31 protein-coding genes are annotated in these 22,811 nt (G+C 36.3%); 27 read left to right on the top strand and 4 right to left on the bottom strand.

The annotated features are described in order from the left end of the window. Positions 1–1,198: ERCC4 domain-containing protein (locus tag DNJ75_RS05340; protein ID WP_117002160.1), on the bottom strand; the 1,198-nt coding region annotated here is incomplete at its 3' end. Positions 1,199–1,338: 140 nt separating this feature from the next. Between DNJ75_RS05340 and DNJ75_RS05335 the strand changes: the two genes are divergently transcribed. Both DNJ75_RS05335 and DNJ75_RS05330 read left to right on the top strand, forming a co-directional pair. Next, complete coding sequence (locus DNJ75_RS05335) at positions 1,339–1,557, top strand: hypothetical protein (protein ID WP_117002159.1); 219 nt, start codon at positions 1,339–1,341, stop codon at positions 1,555–1,557. Continuing rightward, complete coding sequence (locus tag DNJ75_RS05330) at positions 1,550–2,059, top strand: PaaI family thioesterase (protein ID WP_157968219.1); 510 nt, start codon at positions 1,550–1,552, stop codon at positions 2,057–2,059. Before DNJ75_RS05335 ends, DNJ75_RS05330 begins: the two co-directional genes overlap by 8 nt. Positions 2,060–2,219: 160 nt before the next feature. On the opposite strand, the gene DNJ75_RS05325 is transcribed toward DNJ75_RS05330, so the two are convergent. Together DNJ75_RS05325 and DNJ75_RS05320 are read right to left on the bottom strand one after the other, a co-directional pair. After that, positions 2,220–3,680: a UvrD-helicase domain-containing protein gene (locus tag DNJ75_RS05325; RefSeq protein ID WP_117002157.1), complete on the bottom strand. Its 1,461-nt coding sequence runs from the start codon at positions 3,678–3,680 to the stop codon at positions 2,220–2,222. Next, positions 3,670–5,427: an ATP-dependent nuclease gene (locus DNJ75_RS05320; protein ID WP_117002156.1), complete on the bottom strand. Its 1,758-nt coding sequence runs from the start codon at positions 5,425–5,427 to the stop codon at positions 3,670–3,672. The genes DNJ75_RS05325 and DNJ75_RS05320 overlap by 11 nt, the downstream gene beginning before the upstream one ends. A 308-nt stretch (positions 5,428–5,735) precedes the next feature. Here DNJ75_RS05320 and DNJ75_RS05315 point away from each other — a divergent pair, with 308 nt between their 5' ends. The 25 genes from DNJ75_RS05315 (at position 5,736) to DNJ75_RS05205 (ending at position 22,095) form a co-directional block, all read left to right on the top strand. Further along, positions 5,736–5,945, top strand: coding sequence for a hypothetical protein (locus DNJ75_RS05315; RefSeq protein WP_117002155.1), 210 nt, complete (start codon positions 5,736–5,738; stop codon positions 5,943–5,945). Positions 5,946–5,948: 3 nt separating this feature from the next. Continuing rightward, the gene (locus DNJ75_RS05310) at positions 5,949–6,263 is read left to right on the top strand and encodes an NGG1p interacting factor NIF3 (protein WP_117002154.1); all 315 of its coding nucleotides are present in this window, start codon (positions 5,949–5,951) and stop codon (positions 6,261–6,263) included. Then, entirely contained in the window at positions 6,250–6,543 is a 294-nt protein-coding gene (locus tag DNJ75_RS05305; protein ID WP_117002153.1) for a hypothetical protein, read from the top strand. The genes DNJ75_RS05310 and DNJ75_RS05305 overlap by 14 nt, the downstream gene beginning before the upstream one ends. A 620-nt stretch (positions 6,544–7,163) precedes the next feature. Further along, the gene (locus DNJ75_RS05300) at positions 7,164–7,601 is read left to right on the top strand and encodes a hypothetical protein (RefSeq protein WP_117002152.1); all 438 of its coding nucleotides are present in this window, start codon (positions 7,164–7,166) and stop codon (positions 7,599–7,601) included. 82 nt (positions 7,602–7,683) lie between these two features. Beyond that, positions 7,684–7,950, top strand: coding sequence for a hypothetical protein (locus DNJ75_RS05295; RefSeq protein WP_117002151.1), 267 nt, complete (start codon positions 7,684–7,686; stop codon positions 7,948–7,950). A 135-nt stretch (positions 7,951–8,085) separates the two neighbouring features. Then, on the top strand, positions 8,086–8,499 hold the full coding sequence (locus DNJ75_RS05290) for a hypothetical protein (RefSeq protein WP_117002150.1): 414 nt from the start codon (positions 8,086–8,088) through the stop codon (positions 8,497–8,499). Between the two features lie 87 nt (positions 8,500–8,586). Next, the gene (locus DNJ75_RS05285) at positions 8,587–8,811 is read left to right on the top strand and encodes a hypothetical protein (RefSeq protein WP_117002149.1); all 225 of its coding nucleotides are present in this window, start codon (positions 8,587–8,589) and stop codon (positions 8,809–8,811) included. Between the two features lie 81 nt (positions 8,812–8,892). Next, positions 8,893–9,843: a hypothetical protein gene (locus DNJ75_RS05280; protein WP_117002148.1), complete on the top strand. Its 951-nt coding sequence runs from the start codon at positions 8,893–8,895 to the stop codon at positions 9,841–9,843. A 111-nt stretch (positions 9,844–9,954) separates the two neighbouring features. Then, positions 9,955–10,134, top strand: coding sequence for a hypothetical protein (locus DNJ75_RS15325; RefSeq protein ID WP_150468911.1), 180 nt, complete (start codon positions 9,955–9,957; stop codon positions 10,132–10,134). Continuing rightward, positions 10,128–10,310: a hypothetical protein gene (locus DNJ75_RS05275; protein ID WP_117002147.1), complete on the top strand. Its 183-nt coding sequence runs from the start codon at positions 10,128–10,130 to the stop codon at positions 10,308–10,310. The genes DNJ75_RS15325 and DNJ75_RS05275 overlap by 7 nt, the downstream gene beginning before the upstream one ends. A gap of 103 nt (positions 10,311–10,413) precedes the next feature. Further along, complete coding sequence (locus tag DNJ75_RS05270; protein WP_117002146.1) at positions 10,414–11,490, top strand: toprim domain-containing protein; 1,077 nt, start codon at positions 10,414–10,416, stop codon at positions 11,488–11,490. 83 nt (positions 11,491–11,573) lie between these two features. Continuing rightward, positions 11,574–11,906 carry a hypothetical protein gene (locus DNJ75_RS05265; protein WP_117002145.1) on the top strand — a complete coding sequence of 111 codons (333 nt, stop codon included), beginning with the start codon at positions 11,574–11,576 and terminating at the stop codon, positions 11,904–11,906. Between the two features lie 122 nt (positions 11,907–12,028). Continuing rightward, entirely contained in the window at positions 12,029–12,526 is a 498-nt protein-coding gene (locus DNJ75_RS05260; RefSeq protein WP_117002144.1) for a DUF1281 family ferredoxin-like fold protein, read from the top strand. Between the two features lie 47 nt (positions 12,527–12,573). Beyond that, positions 12,574–13,302: a DUF2786 domain-containing protein gene (locus DNJ75_RS05255; protein ID WP_117002143.1), complete on the top strand. Its 729-nt coding sequence runs from the start codon at positions 12,574–12,576 to the stop codon at positions 13,300–13,302. Positions 13,303–13,373: 71 nt separating this feature from the next. Continuing rightward, positions 13,374–13,865: a hypothetical protein gene (locus DNJ75_RS05250; protein WP_117002142.1), complete on the top strand. Its 492-nt coding sequence runs from the start codon at positions 13,374–13,376 to the stop codon at positions 13,863–13,865. Between the two features lie 13 nt (positions 13,866–13,878). After that, a complete protein-coding gene (locus tag DNJ75_RS05245) occupies positions 13,879–14,313 on the top strand; it encodes a hypothetical protein (protein WP_117002141.1) in 435 nt (144 codons plus the stop codon). After that, positions 14,310–14,483: a hypothetical protein gene (locus DNJ75_RS15320; RefSeq protein WP_157968218.1), complete on the top strand. Its 174-nt coding sequence runs from the start codon at positions 14,310–14,312 to the stop codon at positions 14,481–14,483. Before DNJ75_RS05245 ends, DNJ75_RS15320 begins: the two co-directional genes overlap by 4 nt. Before the next feature lie 77 nt (positions 14,484–14,560). After that, a complete protein-coding gene (locus DNJ75_RS05240; protein ID WP_117002140.1) occupies positions 14,561–15,100 on the top strand; it encodes a hypothetical protein in 540 nt (179 codons plus the stop codon). Between the two features lie 106 nt (positions 15,101–15,206). After that, positions 15,207–15,890, top strand: coding sequence for a hypothetical protein (locus DNJ75_RS05235; protein WP_117002139.1), 684 nt, complete (start codon positions 15,207–15,209; stop codon positions 15,888–15,890). Then, complete coding sequence (locus DNJ75_RS05230; RefSeq protein WP_117002138.1) at positions 15,887–16,930, top strand: DUF6094 domain-containing protein; 1,044 nt, start codon at positions 15,887–15,889, stop codon at positions 16,928–16,930. Before DNJ75_RS05235 ends, DNJ75_RS05230 begins: the two co-directional genes overlap by 4 nt. Before the next feature lie 10 nt (positions 16,931–16,940). Then, on the top strand, positions 16,941–17,513 hold the full coding sequence (locus DNJ75_RS05225) for a hypothetical protein (protein WP_117002137.1): 573 nt from the start codon (positions 16,941–16,943) through the stop codon (positions 17,511–17,513). 113 nt (positions 17,514–17,626) lie between these two features. Next, positions 17,627–20,395 carry a DUF6876 family protein gene (locus DNJ75_RS05220; RefSeq protein WP_117002136.1) on the top strand — a complete coding sequence of 923 codons (2,769 nt, stop codon included), beginning with the start codon at positions 17,627–17,629 and terminating at the stop codon, positions 20,393–20,395. A gap of 158 nt (positions 20,396–20,553) precedes the next feature. Continuing rightward, positions 20,554–20,856 (top strand): HU family DNA-binding protein, encoded by a 303-nt coding sequence (locus tag DNJ75_RS05215; protein WP_117002135.1) that lies wholly within the window; start codon positions 20,554–20,556, stop codon positions 20,854–20,856. Next, positions 20,853–21,131: a hypothetical protein gene (locus tag DNJ75_RS05210; protein WP_117002134.1), complete on the top strand. Its 279-nt coding sequence runs from the start codon at positions 20,853–20,855 to the stop codon at positions 21,129–21,131. The genes DNJ75_RS05215 and DNJ75_RS05210 overlap by 4 nt, the downstream gene beginning before the upstream one ends. A gap of 127 nt (positions 21,132–21,258) precedes the next feature. Next, the gene (locus DNJ75_RS05205) at positions 21,259–22,095 is read left to right on the top strand and encodes a DNA/RNA non-specific endonuclease (RefSeq protein ID WP_117002133.1); all 837 of its coding nucleotides are present in this window, start codon (positions 21,259–21,261) and stop codon (positions 22,093–22,095) included. Between the two features lie 248 nt (positions 22,096–22,343). Here the strand turns inward: DNJ75_RS05205 and DNJ75_RS05200 are convergent, their stop codons facing one another. Continuing rightward, on the bottom strand, positions 22,344–22,745 hold the full coding sequence (locus tag DNJ75_RS05200; RefSeq protein WP_117002132.1) for a hypothetical protein: 402 nt from the start codon (positions 22,743–22,745) through the stop codon (positions 22,344–22,346). Between the last annotated feature and the right edge of the window lie 66 nt (positions 22,746–22,811).

The following is a 22,811-nucleotide window of genomic DNA, read 5'->3' as shown; positions in this document are numbered from 1 at the left end:
TAGCAACTGCTGTTGCAATAGCATCATTGGTTGGGTCATTATGTTTTTTGAGTACTGCTTCAAAGAACCTTAAGGACCAGTGATTTGCTTCTTTTCTATTACCTGCATAAATAATCGGTAAATTAGGATGTAAGACGGATAGTTCAGCAAGCGCCCTTCCCATATGCGCAGGCGATGAATATTTCCCAATTTTATCACTGGAAAGAAAATCACCATACTGCGCCTCAATCACCACTGCCGCATGACGATAGGTCGATAATTCTGTCAGTTGCTGGTGTAAAACCTGAATCTTAGCAATATCTGACAACATATTATCAAATGTTTTACGCTCTACAATTGCTTCGATCTCATTATCAAGCATCAGTGCATAATCACCAACAGACAGATTTTGTCTTGTAATGTTGTGCTCGCCAAATTTCCAAGGATAACGTTCATTACTGTCAATGACCACTTCAAGATCTGCCAGTTTTGGCTGTAAACTTAAATTACCACGAGTACGGTGCTGATTAATTCCCTGCTGCGTTCTAAAGAAAATCTGCTCATAATATCCCTCTTTGGTTTTATATTTCTTACGCAAAAATAGAAACTCGCAGCGTTTTTTCACAGATCGATCAAGCATGATAGACAAACGTTTACCTACTCTCTTGACAAAAACAACAGGCACTTCCTCTATAACCTTGCCAGAAATAATCTCTGGTTTTTCATTGGCGCGTATGCAAAAGATATTACCACTGGCACCTGGCCATTTATCCTGTGTTAAAAGTGACAGCGTTGGGTTGCCTTTTTCTATGATGCTTACTCGGTAAGGAAATTTATCACTACTAGTCTCCTCAACACGCCAGATAGAAGCACCTTTATCGTCAGGCTTGGATTTGAAGAATATCTGCTCATAGTCACCTGGCTTGTTTTTATATTTTTTTGTGACGAATCTAAATTCACATTGCTGATTAGTCGTGCGATTGAGTTTAATTGAGACCTTAGTTTGGTCTTCTAACCATCTGACTGAACTAATTTCATCTTCTTCAACCAACTCAATTGCGTTAATGTCTGGCTTAGCATCATGACGAACACAAAAAACAGATTCATCATCTGATGGCCATTTTTTCTGCACCAACAGTTTGAGATTGGTTTTTTCTGATTTTTCAATAGTAATCAGGTAAGGGTATTTTTTGTCGTCTGTTTTTTCTAATTTCCACATAAATGATCGAATGCTCTTTACTAATCCATCATGAACACTATAACAAAGCCTGTTTAGATGACATAGAATAACATTGCTTAACAGGTCAAACTATGAATAATATAGTGGTGCGTTAATACAGTTATGACAAGAGGTATAAAATGGATGTTACTCAGCAGCTTCAGCAGGCAAAAATAAATAATAGTAAGGTCACTGTTACGATTATTGGTGATAAGATTTTTTCAGGCAAAGTAATCAATATTGCCCGCAATCACGTTAAGATCGAAACATCACATAATAGTGAAGTATCACTGTGGATTGAGTCGATTTCTGATTTTCAAGTTTCAAATGAGCATAACAGTGAGGCAATTGATGATTAATTTTTCTGAACTGAAGAAACTCACACCTCATAAACATCAAAGAGGTTGTTTTGGTAAATGCGAGACCAACCCCATTAATAAGCAGCTTATGCTTTATACCGATGGAAAAGCCATTTACACCCAGTTTCAACCACTGGAGAGACATATTGGCTGGGGTAACATCCTACACGGTGGCATTTTAACAACCATTATGGATGAAATACTTGGTTGGGAAGCTGTGCTTCTGGCTAAGATGGTCTGCGTTACCAAAAAAATTGAAGTCCAATTCCATCATCCAGCACAGTTTGATGACAGCTACACCATCACGGCAAAATACCTTAAACATACGCAATCAGAAATAATTGTTGAAGGTGAAGTGCATAACTCAGGGAACATTCTTATCATGTCAGCTACTGGTGTCTTTAGCCCACTGCCCGCACAAGCTATTGATAAACTTGGCATTATGCCTCCTGAACAGTTGCAGTTAGTGTTAGAATACATAAAAAGCATTGAGAAGGCATGATGGCAAAATCACAATAATTAGTTTAGTGTAACGAAAAAGTATAACGTAAACACTGCTACTATCATGTGATAAATTTTATTTTCAAAGTTCATATTTTAACTATCATAAAACAATCGTTTCATAGAAGTCACTTCAGTTTAAAAATTTAAGAGAATTTTATCTAGGATGTTGAAGCTAGAATTTCACTATCTGAAAATATAGAAATTGACTTAGATGCTCTTGAAAGTGCAACATACAAATTATTTAATCCACTTTTGTAATTACCGTTATTTAACATTTCGGTAGTATTTAAAATTAAAGAATGATCACACTCAAGTCCCTTTAGTAACAAGGTGGATCCAATGGCTCTAGGAGGAATGCGATTATCTCCTAGATGTTTCCTTTGCTCTATAACCGCTTCACAAGCTCTACTAATTGTCGTATTTGGTTTGATTATCGATTCATCGATAGATTTCTTAAAGATAGATAAAGCTTCACTTCTATATACTCTTGTTTTTTGGTCTTTTTCAACAGTAATAATTAAATCTCTGATAGACTCTCTACTTCCATTATTAATAACTGACATGACTGCTTGTTCTATTGCATTCGCTTCAGTGCGGTTAGTGCCTTTTGTTAAAGATGGAATCCTTTTGTCTAGTTTTGATTTTTCAACTCCACACATTGTTTCACTTAAAGTATTAATAGTCTGCATAGCTATAGAAAAATTATCTGATAGATTATCTAGTTTTGATATCATTGTTTTAATATCATCTAAATCAACAGTTTCCACCACCTGTATTCCATACGAGCTGGATGCATATTGAAACCTTTTCTTGGGTTGTGTACTACTCCCGATCACCAATAAACTTTCATTTTTGAATGTTTTTATCAAGTTATTTTGAACCTTAATCTGTAATTCTAAATTTTCTCTATATTTATAACTATCAGCGCTATTAAATTTATAATACTGGACAGATTTTGGCGATTCTTTTAAATTAATACCACTACCGTTTATAAGATTCTCACGACAACTTAATACCCATTCTCCAAGCTCTTCATTTTTCGCATTAATCCATCTCCATGGTTTATTAAGTACTACAATCTGAGGAAACTTTACAATAACATCTTTACTCCAATTAGCAATGTCACCATTAAAATTAAAGATACACTGCATTGGATCTCCAAAAACAATAGTAGGAAGTACATTTGACAATGAGCATATTAAATTATGTTGACTTAGATTACAGTCTTGGTACTCATCGACTAAAAGTCTAGAATATGACGCTGAAATTATGTCAAATATATTACCTGTATTAATATATTTATATACATTATCTCGTAGCATAGGATAATATTTTTTTTTATTATTTATATTTTCTGTTATATTGCATGATACTGGGAAGAAATCTGCAATTTTCTTTGCCCACCCATCTATTGTTGCTACCTCAAAATTTTTATTCGGGATTCCTAAAAAACTCAAACGTTTTTTTAGAGCGTAAACTCCAGCTGTGGTATGCGTTAATACCAAGTATGGCTTAGCTTGACAATATTCCAATGCCTTACAGAGTAAGTGTGTTTTTCCACATCCCGCTGGTGCAACTATGGTTCCTTTGTCGGCACCTAAAATGGCTTCAACACTCATCAAGAACACCTACTTTTTCTTTAACGCTATCTTTATGATTAATATGCATCCACTCAATAAGCTTAGTTAAACTGTCTTTAAAAACTGGTTTAAAGTCACTCAGATTAGGTGCTATTAATTCATCACATAATTTCTCATAAATATCAATTGTTTTATACCACCCACACTTCTTTGATAATTTGCCCAGACACACTCTAATCTCGTCGGAAAATGAACCAGCAGCCAAAAGATTATCAAGGTTATATGAGATATCATTTTCCGAGTTGATCTTACTCTCAACATGTTGTTTACCCTTAATTTCTATAGCAAGGTTTATAAGTTTTGGGATTAATGAATCAGGACAGCACTGGAATATGGCATCTTCGGTAGCATATCCATGACCCCATTCAAATATTCTTATATTATGGTCATTTCCTAAACTGTTTTCTTTATCAGAGTCTTTAAATATGGCTGTTTCATACCCTAAAGAATTAAAAATTTTAGCCCTATGAAAGATCTGTGGATCTCCTCCACCATCTGCATAATATGCTCCATGAGAGTAAAGACTTTCGTTATTTTTACTTTGGTAATGAAGATCCATCCCTCTAATCAAGCCGATCTCAGATTTTCCTTCACATACAATAATTTTCTTACTCAAAAAAGCTTCAGCGCACACCCTTAAAGTTGCTTGTCCTAGATCTATTTGCTCGCCCTTAAAGTCTGAACAAGCATAGACCTTATGACTCAAGCTTTTTCCATCTGGTTTAATTTTTCTAACTACATTCAATTGATCATACTGCAACTCTCTTATTACATAAGGTGAATGCGTGGTCATAAATATCTGTTGTTTAGCATCTTTATTTTTAGCACCTAATTCATGCATTATTCGCATTATTCTATACGGTTCTAATCCATACTCAATCTCATCTGAAAGGATGATACTAGACGCATCTAAATGTTTTTGTATTGCTGCAATCAATAAACGTGATGAACCATTTCCAAGCTGGCTAAGCGGGGTATTATCACCATTATGAAGCGTAATATAGGAATTCGAAATAGACATATTTTTCACATCAATAAGTGCTTTTATATTTGCTATATTAACACCTACACCATTGGAGATAGTTTCCAATTCTTTCAAAAATGGTTCTAATTCTTGCTTTGGCTCATCATCAAAATACTTCCGTGCTTTTCTCATTATATCATTTAGAATTGGTTTGATATTCAAGTCTTCATTAAATACATTATTTAATATTGATCTAGCACCCAACGAAAAATGATACGATGAGAAGTTACTTAGCTTTATTGGAGATATTATTTCTCTTTGCTTCCATGATAGTCCTTTTTCTATGTCATTTTTTGAAGCTCTTTCCGAATATAGTTTAACACCACCTTCTAACTGATCATCAACTTCTAGCTTTAATGTTAGGACATTTTCAAGACCTGAAGCAGGTTCATCAATTATTTCACAATTTTGACGGTCAAAAGCACGCAGAAAATTTCCATACCGCAATTGCTTTAGTTCATCAGGTAAATCACCTATAGTGATAAGGATTTGGATAGGTGTTCTAGTGTCAAGTTGAAAAAAATCCGCATCAGTAAAGTTATAAGATTTTCTCGCTCCAAGCACTAAATCAATAGCCTCTAACAAAGTTGACTTTCCACTGTCTCCTGGACCAATAAGACAATTTACCCCTGTATTTGGGAACCATGATAATTCTTTGATACATTTAAAATGTTTAATTTCAATATGCCTAATGGAAATCAATACGAAAACTCCTAGTAATTTGTATTCCTTTTTAAAAACCTTGGTTAATAAATAAAGCTTACCTTTATCGCTTCTAACATTATAACTTGAAGATCGTAATTATAATAATGATTTCACTTTGTCTCACAAACGATTGGTTACGATACAGATCAGATAGCGCATTTTTCTACCTCAAAATGTGCATCAAATCTCATATTTTAATGTGTGTTTTACAAAAGGTTAGACGCATTTAATAAATAAAATTGGCATCGTTACTCTTGAATCGTTAAACTTATCACCAAAATCTACAAATCGTTAAGAAGATAATAATGGCAAAATCTAAAATCGATCAAATTCATGATCTACTGGAATCAGGTAAAGCAGTGACTATGGAAATATCACTGAGTTCTGAAAGTGATAAGACAACACGTTATGAAAATGTTATCGTCCGCGATTACTATTATCCCGCAGCAATTTTATGGATTAACGGTCGCGAGGAAACCATCCGCGTAGCACGCATCAAACATATTGAGGAGTAGGTAGTGCACCAGATCTATGTTTATGTGCCAGAATCACACAAAGAGGCTGTAAAAGATGCGCTCTTTGAAATTGGTATTGGTGAGTTTGGCGGGTACTCCCATTGTTGTTGGGAAACACAAGGCACAGGTCAATTTAAGCCACTAGATGGTAGCCATCCTGTGGTTGGAGCCGTTGGCTCCATTCACCATGAACCAGAATATAAACTCGAATTTCTATGCGATTGTGAAACCAAGCTTAAGAAGATCCTTACTGCCTTAAAGTCATCACATCCCTACGAAACACCTGCTTATGGGGTAATTAAACTTGAATCGTATTGATCTTTGTCAAGCGCTAACGGGAGAATGGATTGGCAGCTGGGGAGACCATAGTAATGTTCGACTGGATATTTATGTAATCGATACCATGTTTGATGGTTTTTACTATATAGATGAGCACAAAGTGCAATTTCAAGGCACTATTATTGAGGACACTGACCATGCACGAATTTACTTTAACCCTCCGATGGCCCCAGACTCTGGCGGCTGGTTTTACTATGATAGCAAAGTACTTGAGGTTTACTGCAAAGATCGACGCAGCACTTTTCATAAGACGAAATAGGTGAATTAACTTTTAATGAATTTTTCTTGACTGATCATGATTTTTATTAAATACTGGTCATGACATAATCGTCAAGCCCACTTAATAATGCGAAACAGACGGTTTTTTGTAAGAGTAAAACTGATGAAGGCTGAAATGCCAGAAACTCTTTTTTGAGAAGTCTTTTACAAGCGCATGTACACCAGTGAGTCATGCCACAGCTATTTTTAATAGTTCCGGTGTCCGTAAATCCATAATGATTGTTTAGTTATTCGTATTAATAACGTTTAATCTTGTGCACTTGTCTGCATAGCCAGCAAAGAGATTCAATCATTGATTTACCACCTTTACAGGTGATTCCCTTATACATATTTATGTATCCATTCCTTTACATACTGCCCTATCGAATGAACAAGCAGTATGTCCGTACTCAATAGATTGATATTGAGGGTATTCGTTATTTAACGGATATTTGTTTTTTAAAAAAGGAATAAATAGAAATTTATGATTATCTGGAGCATTGCTTCAGCTAATTAATATTATTTAATCAACCCACTTGGGAGATACAATACTGTCTTCCCAACTGGGTGACTGTGTTGATTCTTTCTTTTGGGTGTCATAAACCCAAAAGGAGAATATCAATGCAAAACCAAAAAACACAAAGCGAACAGTCATCTGGTCAACCTAAAACACTTAAAAGTGAGTTAGGTCACATCGAAAATCTGAAAAATACACAGCTTGCAAAGCTGGTTATTAACAGTGACGGTGAGTATCACAAGCTTGAGTCCAATAAAAGAGCTATTGATGTAATGAAACACATTAACAGCACAATGAAGACTAAAGGCTATGGCGTATACGTTTTACACGATGCACTCTGGATTGTCCCTTTTGTACATCCAGAAGTTGTTGTTGCTGATTTTCAACGTGCCGTACATGTGTTGCCTAATAATAAAGCATCACTAGCGCATACTCTGAAAATAGATACAACACCTGCTATCGAATCTACACAAAAACCAAAGCGAAATATTCCATGGTGGGCAGTTGCAATTGCAGCAGTCGCCATATGGTATTTTGTCTAAACATTTTAAAACCCAACGGGGAGCTAAACTTTCTCCCAGTTGGGATATTGTTTTCTCCCAGATAATAACCAAGGAGAAAACAATGAAAAAAATATTAACCACCATCGTAATTCTTGCTTCTGTTAATTGCGTCTTTGCCAATACACATGATGCAATAGCTCAAGCACTCAAGGCAAAAAATGTTCATATCGAATATACCAAAGTAACAGGTAAATGCGATAATGGAAATCAATGCTCTGTCGAGGAAATGAATATTACGACTACTCAACATGCCAGTAGCATCGTTGACCACAATAATAATGCGACAATAACTGAATCTGAAGATAATGCTTATCTAAGCCAGTTTTAGTCAAAATTCAAATGCCTCAAGATGATAATTGCAGACGCACAATCATCATATGGCATTCATTCAAACCCATAAGGGGAAAAGATTCCCTTTATGGCATCTTTTTCTCTCATAAATTCATTTAAAGGAGATATAAAGATGAGTAATAAAAAACAAAGCATAAACTTGATGTTAGAAAAGCTTGATGGCGTTTTAAGTCACCCGATAGGCGAAACACTTCAAAAAAGCGAGCAATATGCACCTTTGAAGCAAATTAGCTCATTAGTGAAAAAACTTAAAATTGAAGCAGGATTGAAAGATCTAAAGAATCAACTGGTAACGATTCAGGCTCAATCTTTATCTGCAAGCGAGATGTTTGAAAAAATGTCTCTCGTAGAAGCACAAATTGAAGAAATATTTTCTACAGCACGTGGCTCTATGAAAGATAAACCAGAACAATCAAAAAATAGTAACTATAAAAACAACTCAAGTAATTATAATAAGCCTAAACAAAATAAGGCTGACAATAATCATGTTGAGTCTGAACAATCAGATGATTGCCTTTATAGTTAACTTATAAATCCTTAACACAGGAGAAATACTTTACCTCCTGTGTAGGCAATTTATTTTCTTCTGCGTTCAAAGTTATTGGAGTAGATCATGAAATTGCCTAAAAATTTATATATTGAGATTGATGCTTTTAGCATTGCACAAATTGGTAATGAACAACTTTATGCTCTTGTAGATCAGGAGCTGTTTAAGTTTGGGATTTTCAATATCGGAGTCACTGATATGGAGTTAAAACCAGTATCAATTGTCCGAAAATCTAATGAAGTGCGATACAAATGCATTATTAAAAAATTCGATATAATCGAAATCGAATAAGCCCAACATGGGAGATTAACAACCTCCCATCAAAGGTATTGTTTTTCTCCCTGCGAATAAATCATTCTCAAGGAGAAAATAATGAACAAATTTACATTTAAAATATCTGGCATCTTTAATGCTCACGAGCATAATGAAAGCAGAAATGATTTTAAAGTGACAACATGCTCCATTAATGAAGCAATGGAGCAAGCTGAGTTAATCATAAAGAACAATGATTATAACGAGTTAAGTTGTATACAAATAACAAACCTTGTTCATAAGTGTCTTGTGATACATGGTGACGTTATTAAACATCAAAATACTAAAGCAAAAATCCATTGGTTATATCCAAAATTCACACACTCTTACATTCAAGAGCAAGTTGATGATTTAAAACAGGGATTAGGTTATAGCGATACTTCTTGTGAAAGAGAAAGATCACGTCATCGTATACTGCATTATGAGCTTCATTTAGCTAAATTCAATGAATACGGCGGTATATATCCTGCTTATAAAGACAGACGTATTGATGAGTATGCATTAGTGAATGACACTGATGACTGGGTAGTAGTTTTTAATAATTATTTTGGCTTGTTTCCTTCAGAGTATGAAGCAAGGAAAATAATTGAAAAGGCACAACGCGCTGGCGTACATACACCAGTGCTAATGACCCCTTACTCACAGTCAAAAATGGCACACATCTATTTGCAACAGCAGTTAATTAGCACACTTAAGCCAATTAACATTGTTGGATATATTGATAAAGCAATTAGTAAAAGAATCCCGTCTCATCATTCATCATTAATTGATCAATTGGCTGTAAAGAATCCAAAGTTTTATTTGGATGATTTGCGCCAAAAACTTCTAGAGATGAAAACCACAACCCTGTGGGATGATGACTATCTTCATGAGCTATATGAGAAAGGCATAATCAGTAAATCTGATTATTTCCATAGAATGACCATAGCCAACCAACCAGACATCTGTAGCGCATGTGGAACATGGGACTGCCCTGAGATGTTAGCGGGAGAAATGTGCTCTGGAATATAAATCATTAATATAAAATCACATTTATCACTAAGTCGTGATAACCCATAAGGGGATAGTAATCCGCTTATGGGCATTGCTATCTCCTTTTGTTTAACCAACCGGAGAAAAGCAATGAATATAAATCAACATGTATGTATGCCATACCCTCTTTTGAAGGCTAAAGAAAATACTGAACGCATCAAAGAGCATCTATATCAAATGGATACTCTTGATAATTGCGCCGTGCGCAATCTGATTCGCAGCATTGAGTTTTTCTTTAACCCAACATTCAAAGGAGCTATCGCATGTTAAAGCATCAAACTGAGAATAAAGCACTGGCATTGAAGGCGCTTTGGGTGATTTCTGATGATCGAATCAGATCGCTTAAAAACCCCAATACTGCTAAGCAATCAATGATGTCAGCAGACAATATCACTAATATCATTCCGTTTACAAGATATTTAAAACGGCAATGTATTGATATTTAGCTGAACAAATCTCTTAAAAGGAGAGTGTCCAATCACCTCCTAAAGAGAGGATTGTTCATTCTCTCTTTTGTTTTTTGATCAACATTTAATAAAGGAGTCAGATATGAGCGATCCAATCCAACAAATTAAACAGTACTGTTATGGTCAGTGGGATACCATTATCGAATCTTTAACTGGATTTGATGGCAACCCAACTCACTGTCCACAGCATGGTGGCAAATCAGGAAAGGCATTTTACGGCAAAAAAGGTAAGTATGCAGAGCGTGGAATAACTTTCTGTAACACCTGTGGTTGTAATCACGATGGAATAAGCACTCTGGTATTTATTACCGGACGTTCTTGCTCAGAAGTGGTAAAAATGCTGATTGAATATATGGGTGGATTAGAATCCACACCAGAAGATCTTGAAAAAGTGAAAATGCGTCAGCAAGCCCAGAAAAGAAAACAGGCCTATATTGAACGCAAACATTTTCATAAAGCAATTAACGATATCATTGACCTAGTAAAAAGCAGTGAATACCTTAATGATGCAAGGCAATACTTCATCAATAGAGGATTAAAGCCACTGGCCAACTGCTATTATCAGGACATCCGATTTATTAAAGATGCTGAGCACTATGAAAATGATGTTAAGCATACCAATAATGCCATCATTGGCATTATGCGTAATCTGGATAATAAAATACGCAATGTTCAGCGTGTTTTTCTAGATGATGCTTTTAATAAAGCGGACTGTGATAATCCTAAAAAAATGATGCCATCCCCTAAAGAAGGCTGGCATAGCGGTAGCGCACTCTGGATGAAAGCAAAGTTTAATCAGATGCCAGGTGTTATCCATGTTAGTGAAGGTTTTGAGAATGGACATGCAGTTTTATCTCAAGCACCACTTTACGTTGATATGGCCTGCTGCCTTACTGCTGGCAACCTAGCTAGGTTTGATATCCCATCTAATACTCAGAAACTCATTATCTGGGCTGACAATGATGGTGATAAGCAAACTAAAGATGGTGAAATAATTAACGTTGGCATTGACAGTGCCAAGCAACTAAAAGAAAGAGCAAAAGCAATGGGTATTGAAGCTGTTATTTTGGCACCAAAAGAAATTGGTGACTGGAATGATTATCCTGAGCGCTGCAAAGCGATGTGGAATAAATTAATATCCATACTTGAAGCTGCATAACCTTTTACTTAATCACCCATACAGGGAGTAATTCCTGTATGGGTTTGCTCCTTGTTTTCATTAACGTAAATAAAGGAGCACTAATGACTGTAAAGTTAAATTATGCTAAACTGGAAATCGTAGATGCATTAATTGAAAGTGATTTTGAACGTAAACAGGCGGAGACGCTTGTGAAGATACTTTCAAATACAGAACATGATCAGTTATGTACAGAACAGGAGATAATAGAAATGTTAAACAGTGTTGCAAAAGATACGATTACTGAAATGAGACGTGAATTTGATAAACGTATGGAAATTTCAGAAAAACGTTTTGATGATGAGATTAAAGAAATGCGGTCTCATAAGCGCTGGATTGTTGGTACCATTATTACAGTGGGTATTGCAATCATCGGTTATCTTCAATTTTTCCATTAATATTTTATTCAAAACAAAAGCCATGGACACTGCGTAAGCCGCAGCCATGGCTTCTATATCAAACCCAAAGGGGCAAGTCTCCTTTGGGTTGGCTTGCCCCTTTAAATTCAAGGAGACAAGTCATGCCAAACTGGTGTAACAATAAACTCATCCTCAATGCCGATAAAAAATCACTCGATAGCCTGTTGTGTGAGATACATAAGCATAACTGCCTGTTTGATTTTTTGTGCCCTCTTCCGAATGATATTGTAAATAATCAGGAATGGACGAGAGAAAACTGGGGAACTAAATGGAATGTCCATTTAGCAGATTTAGACATCAATCGAGCATCAGACAATGATGTATCTATTGGTTTTGATACTTCATGGACACCACCTGTTGCATTTATTAAAACCTTAATCAACGCTTATCCTACAATCAATTTTAAACTTTATTACTTTGAGGATGGAATGGGCATTGCGGGCATTTATTTTTATCAGGACAACATCGTTCATGATATATCCATTGAGCCTAACACACTGGAATATTTCAGGCTTCTAGTAGATGTTTTTGGTTATAATGCTCAAAACATCGCAGAAGATTATGAAGTAGCACCAGACATACTGAATAAGCTTGCTTAGTTAGTTGTGCTAAATTGGTTATTTATAAATGCTTTAAGGAAAATAAAATGCAATACAATGATAAACATAAAGATAAGATCAAGAAATTACTTGAGCTATCAATGTCTGATAATGAAAATGAAGCTAACATTGCACTTAAACAGGCAATGTCACTCATGAATAAACATAATTTGACCAAAGAAGAAGTTTATGGTCAGAAAATGATTAGTAAAACAATTGAAACTAACTACATGAGAATACCGGCATGGTATAACTCACTATATGCTACTATGTGTAATCTCTCTGGCTGCCTAGTTGTTTCTAGCAATGGTCGTTCTGAGCTTGGCACTAAGGCAAAAATACAGATTGCAGGTAGGCAGCGCGATGTTGAAAACGCTATCTATCTGACTGTGTTTCTATCACGTGAGCTTGAAAAAAGCGTTGAAAAATATAAAAGTTCACTTCCAAAAAATAAGATAAGAAATGCAACCACGCTAGTAAAATCTTATCGCATGGGGTTTATCAATAATCTTTTTCAACGTATGCAGGCGTCACGTAATCAATTCTTTACGGATACCAATAGTCATAATCAGATGATCTGCGTTGATCATCAATCTAGAATTTCTGAGGCTCGGGCATTTTTCTGCAAAGAAAATAATGTTCGAATCAAAAACCACAGAAGTCAGGCGCGTTATGATCAATCTGGTTTAAGTGCTGGGCGATCTGATGCTGATAAGTTGCAGATAAATAATGCTGTCAATCGTCAGGATCAAATTCATGGCATAACTTACAACTAAATTAACAAACCCAGCAGGGAGTATACTCCCTGGGTATCCTCTCTGCTAATAACTAACGAGAGAGGAATATCATGCATAATTTACATTTTATCGTTACAAACGCTGATAGCCATGAAGATGCCATTTGTTCAATTGAATCTGAGATTATGGACTGGGGCAATGAAAATAATTGGCGTTCAGTCTTTGCAGCTATGTCTGTTCATGACCAGAGTGTCTTTTTTGCTGATGACGACAGCCACTTTAATAATATAGTAGAGTCAACATATAACTCCATTAAATCAATTGAAGCAGCCATTAATTCAGAAATACAATCCGTACCTCACTTGAGTACAATACGACAATTCAAATCAGATGACACTCAGCTGACTGAATTGGGCTATTACAAGCTTGAAAAATATGCTCGACATATGCATGAGGCTTTTAAATTTAAACATAAACCTTATGAGATAAAGAGCATGCAAAGCTTCTTTGAATATCAGTATGATGAATTTGGTATCACCGATTTTCGATGTGATGGCAATCCAGCATCAAGCTATATTGTGTTCATTGATATGCATAGTTAACAGGAGTTGTATCATGTTAATCACCAGTAGTATGGCTCAGAATATTATTTCGATCTCAGGATTGATTTTAATTTTTCTAGTTATCGTTTTTATAGTCGTTTTTTTGCTATGGATTATTTTATCCTTCTTGAAAGCATCTATAAACCAAACGATTAAAATATGTGGTTATGTAAACATACTCTATTACAGATATCGCTATGGAAACTTTAAAGCCACGATGTATATGTTTGCATTTAGCCGTTTACACATGAAGCGATTCATGCGTAAAAGCAAAAACAAAATAAGTCGATACGCTTCTGATAATGGACGCTCTACCGTTTTATTAAACTGCGCCAGCATGATCCATTCTTTTGATATGAAAGATCAAGAAAAAATTATGGCACATTATGAAAGAATAAAGCGTAACAAAGCCAATCTACTCAATTCAAACTCAAGGAGAACAGAATGAAAAATCACTATGAAGATTATTTTTCCATTGATGATTTAGAAGAAGAGTATCAGAAAATAGAGGCTGAGTTTATCAAGTCAAATAATCCTAAACATAAGCATGACCTTTTAAACAAGTTGTGTTTAATTGAGGATGCTATTGACGATAAATTGAGTTTAGAACACTTTTAATCAACCACCCATCAGGGGCAATGCTCCTGATGGAATATTGCTCTTGATATCACATAACAAAAGGAGCAATAAATAAAATGATTGTTAAATTCGATGTTGCCTACAAAGAGTATGAACGTGTTGAGTATGATATCCCAAATGGTGAGGTTTTTTATAATGATGAGTTCACCAATTATCTCACTCAACACCCTGAGAGTAATCAAAAAGATTTCATTGAACATCTCAGAGATAATGGCAGAGCATTGCTTGTCGAAGAGTATAGTGTTGGTGATCGTGAATATCTTGAGTTTATTGAAGATTCTGTTGAATTTGAAGATGAGCCGTTAATTTACGTGAGAATTAATGTTAGGTCCCTAACAAATTATCAACGCACTTATCACATCATCTACAAAGTAGCGCTAACACCTGATGAGCTTCATACTAAATTTAATCAATTTAGTCAGTTGTTTAATGGTGATGGTCTTGTTTTCTTAAATGGACTGGCATCACAAGGGGTAGCTTTTTGCTACTGTTACAGCACTGATATTCAGAGCTATATGATGTTTAATCCCGTTGAAAAAGGAATAAACAACCCTGAAAAACACAACTATATGAAGTCATCATTAAAAATCATGTAAACCGCATGAATAGCAAAGCCTGATTCGGGATGAAATACTCCCGGATCAGGGGAGTATTTTATCTGATTTAGGTTAATTGAATAACTAACCCAAAAGGATAAAAACTATGTTATTAAAAGGTACACTTAAAAGCAATATATTAACGACTGAAATCGGACAATTTTTTGTATCACGCAAAGGTGATCAGGAAATTACTGGTGTTTTTGACGTTGAGAATATCAAACCATCACAAATTGAAAAACCAGTCAGTGTTGATGGCTACCAATCAGTTATTCAGATTCCAATCATGGAAGCTAAAATCACCGCTGTTTATCTTAAAAAGTTTGACTCTAATGATAGAGCTGAGAAATCAGCCTCATCATCAGCTAAAGAAAGTAAATTAGATAACCAGACAGTGATAAACGATAAGCAACCAGCAAACAAGGCACATGATAATGGGGATGCACCTAAGTCAATCACCGTGACTGAGAAGCCTTCATTGCAGAGCTTAAATGAGGAATCAACAGATCAACTTACTACGCTTCAATCTAATGATAGTAGTAATTATGATACTGCTGAAGAATCTTTATCAAATGAGCAGTTAAGGGATGATCCTGCTGATGATGTGACTCCTCAAGAATTAACACTTTTTGGGAAGCCTTATCAGCACTTGAGTAGCCCTTACAAAATAGATGCCTCACTGAATCGTGAAAAACAACGTGAAATCATCGATTTTTTAAAGTCAAAAGGTGCACAGTTTCAAATTGGAACCCAAGAATGGCACCTTAATAATAAGGGAGATAACGCATGAGTCTTATTCATCCGGCTATTTCTCATAACTTTGAAAAGATGGGCTACTATCCTACTGATGGATATACGCTCAACACGATTATAGGCGCTATTGAGCACAATGATGATCCAAATACAGTGATTTTTGATCCATGCTGTGGTGAAGGGATTGCTTTACAAAAGCTCAAACGCGAACTTTGCCATTATGGTAAGACCTTTGGCGTTGAGTTAGATGGCGAGCGATTCCAAAAGTCACAAGCTGTTATTGATCATTGTATTTATGCAGATGCATTAAACCAGGTGAAATACTCCCGTGCCAATGCATCCGTGCTTTTTTTGAATCCACCGTATGGGCAATCGTCTATCAGTGAGCGTTTGGAATATGCTTTTATTAAAAAGTATATTCATTCGTTAATGCTTGATGGATTATTAGTGCTCGTCATACCTGTTCAGGCATTAGATTATAAGCTAGCACAATATCTTTGCTCGCATTGTGATGATGTTAGTTACGGTCTTTCGCCAGAACAGGCATTCAAACAGGTGATTATTATTGGCCGAAAAATTAAAATGTCACAAGCTAATAACATCAATGAGCGTGCAAGAGAAATGGTCAAGGCAATTGAAGATAATCATTACTATCAATCACCTCCAGATCTTTATAGCATCCCTTCGATTAATAAACCGTTCATTCTGAACAGTACAAACTTAACTGTTGGAAGTGTCAGTGATGTAATCAACGCTAGAGGTGTCTCCACACTGTGGGATAGTTTTAAGCGCGATTTTACTGAAATTGAAAACACTTATCCTAATCCTTTAATGCCCCTTTCCGACTGGCATACGGCTCAGGCAATCATATCAGGCATGATTTCAGGTCTGGTTGAATCTGAAAACCGGCGCATGGTCGTTAAGGGGACCGTTAAGAAAAAACTGCCTGAAGCAACTGTTACTGTCAATGGAGGTACCAGTAAATATCAACAGACTGAAAAGTTTGTACCGATGATTATTGGCATCGATGTTACCCATGGTAGTGAGCACTTTGGTCAGTTATATCAAATCAGTTAAAGGAGCTGTTATGTTTGAAATCGAAGAATACGCACAGGTTTTTATGGATTGCGCAGTCATTAACGAGCATCATGAGCTTATCTTTGCTTCCATTTATGGCGGTGAAAGCTCTGTTGCTCGAATACTGGCGGCGATTGAAAATAATAATCTTAAACGCATACGCTGCTATGGTCACAGCACTTTGTTTCATGTTGATTTTCCTGACAGGAAACGACTTCACTGCAAAAAAATGAAAATCAATAACCCTACATTTGAACATTTCATTCATTGCTTTATGTATGAACGAGATGTTCACTTCAGTGAAGGTGCAATTAATGCGCATGTTTTAGTACGTGAGGGTGAAAGTACCCATGACTTGTTATGGCAACGCATAAAGGCTATGACAGTTACGCCATTACTTGATGAATGGAAGATGCAACTGATCACGCATTTGTTTGAAGAAGGAAAGATCATGCAAAATCATGTGTTTTCATCTTCAAACAGAACAAAACTTAAAAGCTACACCATTACGTTGGATATACTGGCACTTAACCCTGTTGTAGTAGAAATGCTAAAAACAGAGCAGCTAGTTATCCCGGCATAACGGTAGTTTTTCATCTTTTTAATCCCTAGAGGAAGCAATTCCTTTAGGGATTGTTCCCTCTAGGTTTAAGTTCAAAATAGAAAAATAAAAAAATAAACCAGAGGAATAAATATATGGAAAATCTAAGTGTAGATAATATAGACAATGCCATTGATTTGTCTGACGATGAAACCGATCAAGGGCTACAAAAAATATCACTGGCAAGCTTTTTAAATGAGTTCAAATCTTCATTGGTTGAACAAGTAAAAGCTCAGGTGACTCCATTATATAAAGATAGCAGTGATAATAACCCTTATTATCATGAGTTAATGTCACAATTAAAGCGCAAACCTTTTGAAGCTCAAGAGAATGCTGTTCAAGCACTCATGAAACTTTTTGTAGAAGGCAATCGACGGATGGGCATTTTAAATGGTGAGATGGGTACAGGTAAATCGATGATGGGCATTTGCATTGCAAATTTAATGCATCATCAAGGGTTTAAACGAACCTTAATCCTTTGTCCACCGCATCTGGTCTACAAGTGGAAGAGAGAAATTGAGAATACCATTAATGATGTTGATGTAGTTATTCTTAATGGTTCTGGCTCCATTCGTACTTTAAATAAAATCCGTGAACACCTTAAGCGTTATGGTCGTCACCGCCCTGCATTTTTTATCGTAGGTCGTGTACGATTACGCATGGGTGGCAATTGGCAACATGCATTTGCCAGACGTAAGCTGGCTGTGGTTGAGAAGAGTACAAATGAATCACTTGATTCTGATGTACTGTGTTGTGGCGATTGTGGTGAACCGGTGAAACAGGGTGACAGTTATTTTCATGATATACGGGATTTACCACAAAAACAGCATACCTGTTATCATTGCAACAGCAAGCTATGGCAGTACGGCATTGAAAAGAAAGCTGAAGAATCAAATTATGATAAACTGCGTAAAGCACTCTGCCAATTACCTACAATTGGCAAAGTTAAAGCAACTAATCTGTTGAATTCTTTTGGCGAAGACCTGCTGTTAAACTCACTGGAAGATAATCTTTATCAAATGATTAACCTGATCGATGAACAAGGTGAATTTGTTTTTAATGACAATGAAGCTAGACGGCTTGAAAAGGCAATTATGAAAAATGAATTTGCTTTAAGCAACGTCAATTTTCAGGTCAGCGAGTTTATCAAACGCTACTTTCCTCGCAACTATTTTGGGCTTTTAATGTGTGACGAAGCCCATGAATATAAGAACGGAGGAAGTGCACAGGGTCAAGCAATGGGTGTTGTTGCCTCTCAGTGCCAGAAAGTATTATTACTGACGGGCACATTAATGGGTGGCTATGCAAGTGATCTATTTTACCTGTTGCATCGATCAATGCCATCTGTGATGAATAATGATGGTTACTGCTACAGTGATCATGGGTCACTGAGCAGTTCTGTTCAAAGCTTTCTTGAAACCTATGGCATCTTGAAATTTAGCTATAGCGAAAAGGAAGCTGAAAATTTCAAAACTGCTCGTGGTAGAAACAGAAATGTTAGTGCAACACCCGCTCCTGGCTTTTCAGTTAAAGGTGTTGCTCGTTATCTTCTGCCTTACACTGTCTTTGTCAGACTGGAAGATATCGATGCAGATGCACTGGTTCCATATACTGAACATGATCCCATCATGCTTGATATGGAAGATGAGTTAAATGACACTTATGCACGTCTCTCATCAAAACTCAAAAGTGAGATGGAGCAAGCATTAGCTAAAGGAGATCGAACGCTTCTTGGTACAGTGTTAAGCGCATTGATGTCATACAGTGATAGTGCATTTATGCCTATGACTGTCTGCCATCCAAGAACAGGGAATATCATTGCCGAAGCTGATGCGCTGATAGGTGATGAACCGTCTGTTAAAGAACAAGCTCTGATTGATTTATGTGTAAAGCAGAAATCACAAAACAGACGTGTTCTTGTCTATAGCACATTAACCGATAAGCGAGATACCCGCCAACGCTTAAAAGAATTTTTAACGCGTGAAGGCATTAAAGCTGAAATCCTCAACTCATCAGTCGGCACTCAACAGCGTGAAGATTGGGTGATCGATAAGGTTGATCGAGGAATTGATGTCCTGATTACTAACCCCAAGTTAGTTGAAACGGGGCTCGATTTACTTGATTTTCCAACGATTGTATTTATGCAGGTTGGATATAATGTTTATACGGCTATGCAGGCAATGCGTCGATCATGGCGTATTGGTCAAACTGTACCAGTTGACATCTTTTTTATCTGTTACAAAGACACCGCACAGCAATCATGTCTGGAGTTGATGGCACAGAAAATTAAGGTAACACAATCAACCTCTGGTGAGATGCCTAACTGTGGCTTAGAAGCGCTTAATCAAAGTGCCGACAACATGGAAACAGCCATTGCCAGAAAGCTACTTGGTAAAGAAGAGATTACTTCACACCTATCTTCACAGCATGAAGAAAAGCATGATTTATCTCCTTCAAATAGCCATAGCGACAATATCTATAATAAAGAAATTATGGCAAGGCTACACTCTCAACACCGTGGTGATATTGTACGTTACCGTATATTTGGTAACACCATAATAACACCAGGAGTAAAAGACTTGGCTGAAAGCTTGAACTGTTTCTGGTTGGTACAGGATGCAGCAATTTTCCTGTCTGAGGCACGTAAAAAGAAAAATGATTATTTTTACTCAGTGACATTCTCTCAAAAAACAGGTCGCTCTGTTTTGACGATTGATGATGGAAATAATCGTATTCTGTATCAATCCACTTATAACTGGGTTGATCTCACCGCAGAAGAAGACATTTGTTTATATCTGGCAACAGATGATGATCCAAATGATCAGAAAGTAACATTTGTTATGATGCTGCCTACTGAGTACTAACCTTTCTTAAGCCCATTCTACGCAAGTATGATGGGCTTTTTTTTGCCTGTAAAAAATCATTTCACGCCATAAAGACAATAAATGCAGTAACAATCATTGCATTTACTGTGGTTTATCACTACTTTGACAAAGGTTGAACAAAATGGAGAAACATCGTTATGTCTAAAAAAGCAGAATCCAAATCATATAAAAAAGATGAGTTTGTAGCACTTGTCAGTGAAAAATCAGGTCTTAATAAGACTGATTCAGCAAAAGCGCTTGATGCAGTATTACAGTCACTAGAACATGTACTTGCAAATGGAGACAGTGTAAATTTTGTTGGCTATGGCTCATTCAGTGTATCACAAAGAGCTGCACGCGAGGGTCGTAATCCAAAAACCGGTGAAAAAATGAAAATTAAGGCATCTAATGCCATTAAGTTCAGCTCCGGCAAAAAACTCAAAGATGCTGTTAACAAATGATGCGCTGCTGTCCTGTAAAATGCGGCTTTACGTTTGTGCTTTATATTATTGCTGCATTTATCATTAGTGTCATACTTTTTGCTTTAATACTGGCTGGCGTTGGCGCATTAATTAATGCCATGCATGTTTTTCCAGATGATGCTGGACGAGCCACAGGATACATTGTTGCAGTTATCTGTAGTCTTGCCCTGTTATGGGCATATACTAAGATTGCAATTACATTGATCAGAAAAAATCACCAGTCTTCACAGTGTAATACTAAAATCAATTCGTAATATTCTCATCATTCTCAGCATAAGCTGATAAGTAACAAACCTGTATATGACATAAAACTAGCAGATAAAAACATGCTTTAATATGATAGTATGCAGTTACCTCAATCTGACAAGAGCTAAACTTTTGATGGCTAAATTCATAACTGCATTTGCACTTCTTGGCGCACTTATTTCAGGCAGTGCGTCTGCAATGACAGCCGCCCCACCGGCCACTGAAATAAAATGTCAAAGTTTTCTGAAGTATGGAAACCCTATATCCACCAACATATATGATATTGCGAAAACCGATCAGTATCTGTGCCGTGACGGTTATATTGTCGGATACAGTTATACTACTAGGCAACCCGTTTGGGTTGCATATCATTTAACTGGGAAATCTGTTAAACAAACAATTAAGCGGCATGATGATTTCAGACCAGATCCGGCAGTACCCGTCCGGTATCAAGCACAACTTTCGGATTATAAAAACAGTGGCTACGATAGAGGGCATCTTGCTCCTTATGCGGCAATGGACTTTAATGAGACGAGTGCTTCGCAGTCATTTCTACTCAGCAACATGAGTCCGCAAAAACCAGAACTTAATCGTATTGGCTGGGCACAGCTTGAAAAAGATGTTCGTTCATGGGCTAATCTTTATAAATCACTCTGGGTGTTTGATGGTCCAGTATTTAAAAAAGGTAAAGTTCATAAAACCATCGGTAACAATAAGGTTGCAGTCCCTGATTACTTTTTCAAAGTCATCTATGCCCCAGAGAAAATCAAAGGTGATAAAGTCATTGCATTTATTATGCCTAATGCCAGAGTAAACAAAAAAGATATTGCCAAATATCGTGTATCACTCAAAGAAGTTCAGGAAAGAACGGGGTTAAAATTATTTGAAAAACTACCAGAACGTGAGCGAAGCCAGATTATTAATAGTATATCACCCATGTGGCCAACTCACTTCAGACAAAACCGCCACTAAACCTATCTTCCAAGAATATCACTTATTTTCATGCTTATTATTTTTGGACATAAAGGTAAATCAACAGTAAGCTTAAGTAATAGCCTACCGTTCATTTATATGTATAATCAAAAATCAACTATAATTTATATGAGGATTTTTTCGTAACGATTGATGTGAATGAACTGGGATTTGACTAGGTCTGCTATGGTTATGGCTCTGAAAGTAAATAATAAATAAAGCCAAAACCATATATCTTCTTGGTCATCTTAAACAATATCAAATAATGGCATAAATTTATCAAAAACTGGATACGGTGGGTTTTGTTGAGCAATATCGATATAGCTAGATGTCACTAACACACTGTCATTCTCAATGTGCCATAGCTTAATGAGTTCCTGACCAGTGGGTTCGTTTTGCTCAATATCATACTTATTGTCTAAAATATAAATCACTCTCAAACCTAATTTATCTAATTTGATCTTAAGTTTTGCAAGTTCAATTGTCGTCTGTGCAATATAAATCGGTAGCATATACTTAACATTGGCAGTATGTATAACCGGCACAATCCCAGAAATATATATTTGCTTATCTTCACCAACCACGATAGCATCATAATTAGTCAATCGTTCACGTAACATATTTGCCAGATTGTTTGCTTCATGTAGCATGTTGTACTCCAACACTTTTCATCCATATAATTTATGGTATGATTTCATTTGGCGGTGAGCTAACCT

It is taken from the genome of Cysteiniphilum litorale, assembly GCF_003428165.1.
Lineage (GTDB): Bacteria > Pseudomonadota > Gammaproteobacteria > Francisellales > Francisellaceae > Caedibacter > Caedibacter litoralis.
The sequence above is the reverse complement of the archived record's forward strand: the minus strand, read 5'-3'. Positions and strand labels throughout refer to the sequence as shown.

What these genes read in the sequence shown, in the direction of transcription:
- DNJ75_RS05325 (WP_117002157.1), bottom strand. Translation starts at nt 3,680, where the DNA reads ATGAGTGTTGAAGCCATTTTAGGTGCCGACAAAGGAACCATAGTTGCA.
- DNJ75_RS05300 (WP_117002152.1), top strand. Translation starts at nt 7,164, where the DNA reads ATGCAAAACCAAAAAACACAAAGCGAACAGTCATCTGGTCAACCTAAA.
- DNJ75_RS05235 (WP_117002139.1), top strand. Translation starts at nt 15,207, where the DNA reads ATGTTATTAAAAGGTACACTTAAAAGCAATATATTAACGACTGAAATC.
- DNJ75_RS05255 (WP_117002143.1), top strand. Translation starts at nt 12,574, where the DNA reads ATGCAATACAATGATAAACATAAAGATAAGATCAAGAAATTACTTGAG.
- DNJ75_RS05245 (WP_117002141.1), top strand. Translation starts at nt 13,879, where the DNA reads ATGTTAATCACCAGTAGTATGGCTCAGAATATTATTTCGATCTCAGGA.
- DNJ75_RS05215 (WP_117002135.1), top strand. Translation starts at nt 20,554, where the DNA reads ATGTCTAAAAAAGCAGAATCCAAATCATATAAAAAAGATGAGTTTGTA.
- DNJ75_RS05330 (WP_157968219.1), top strand. Translation starts at nt 1,550, where the DNA reads ATGATTAATTTTTCTGAACTGAAGAAACTCACACCTCATAAACATCAA.
- DNJ75_RS05220 (WP_117002136.1), top strand. Translation starts at nt 17,627, where the DNA reads ATGGAAAATCTAAGTGTAGATAATATAGACAATGCCATTGATTTGTCT.
- DNJ75_RS05270 (WP_117002146.1), top strand. Translation starts at nt 10,414, where the DNA reads ATGAGCGATCCAATCCAACAAATTAAACAGTACTGTTATGGTCAGTGG.
- DNJ75_RS15320 (WP_157968218.1), top strand. Translation starts at nt 14,310, where the DNA reads ATGAAAAATCACTATGAAGATTATTTTTCCATTGATGATTTAGAAGAA.
- DNJ75_RS15325 (WP_150468911.1), top strand. Translation starts at nt 9,955, where the DNA reads ATGAATATAAATCAACATGTATGTATGCCATACCCTCTTTTGAAGGCT.
- DNJ75_RS05250 (WP_117002142.1), top strand. Translation starts at nt 13,374, where the DNA reads ATGCATAATTTACATTTTATCGTTACAAACGCTGATAGCCATGAAGAT.
- DNJ75_RS05230 (WP_117002138.1), top strand. Translation starts at nt 15,887, where the DNA reads ATGAGTCTTATTCATCCGGCTATTTCTCATAACTTTGAAAAGATGGGC.
- DNJ75_RS05265 (WP_117002145.1), top strand. Translation starts at nt 11,574, where the DNA reads ATGACTGTAAAGTTAAATTATGCTAAACTGGAAATCGTAGATGCATTA.
- DNJ75_RS05240 (WP_117002140.1), top strand. Translation starts at nt 14,561, where the DNA reads ATGATTGTTAAATTCGATGTTGCCTACAAAGAGTATGAACGTGTTGAG.
- DNJ75_RS05280 (WP_117002148.1), top strand. Translation starts at nt 8,893, where the DNA reads ATGAACAAATTTACATTTAAAATATCTGGCATCTTTAATGCTCACGAG.
- DNJ75_RS05290 (WP_117002150.1), top strand. Translation starts at nt 8,086, where the DNA reads ATGAGTAATAAAAAACAAAGCATAAACTTGATGTTAGAAAAGCTTGAT.
- DNJ75_RS05295 (WP_117002151.1), top strand. Translation starts at nt 7,684, where the DNA reads ATGAAAAAAATATTAACCACCATCGTAATTCTTGCTTCTGTTAATTGC.
- DNJ75_RS05225 (WP_117002137.1), top strand. Translation starts at nt 16,941, where the DNA reads ATGTTTGAAATCGAAGAATACGCACAGGTTTTTATGGATTGCGCAGTC.
- DNJ75_RS05275 (WP_117002147.1), top strand. Translation starts at nt 10,128, where the DNA reads ATGTTAAAGCATCAAACTGAGAATAAAGCACTGGCATTGAAGGCGCTT.
- DNJ75_RS05260 (WP_117002144.1), top strand. Translation starts at nt 12,029, where the DNA reads ATGCCAAACTGGTGTAACAATAAACTCATCCTCAATGCCGATAAAAAA.
- DNJ75_RS05200 (WP_117002132.1), bottom strand. Translation starts at nt 22,745, where the DNA reads ATGCTACATGAAGCAAACAATCTGGCAAATATGTTACGTGAACGATTG.
- DNJ75_RS05285 (WP_117002149.1), top strand. Translation starts at nt 8,587, where the DNA reads ATGAAATTGCCTAAAAATTTATATATTGAGATTGATGCTTTTAGCATT.
- DNJ75_RS05335 (WP_117002159.1), top strand. Translation starts at nt 1,339, where the DNA reads ATGGATGTTACTCAGCAGCTTCAGCAGGCAAAAATAAATAATAGTAAG.
- DNJ75_RS05315 (WP_117002155.1), top strand. Translation starts at nt 5,736, where the DNA reads ATGGCAAAATCTAAAATCGATCAAATTCATGATCTACTGGAATCAGGT.
- DNJ75_RS05210 (WP_117002134.1), top strand. Translation starts at nt 20,853, where the DNA reads ATGATGCGCTGCTGTCCTGTAAAATGCGGCTTTACGTTTGTGCTTTAT.
- DNJ75_RS05205 (WP_117002133.1), top strand. Translation starts at nt 21,259, where the DNA reads ATGGCTAAATTCATAACTGCATTTGCACTTCTTGGCGCACTTATTTCA.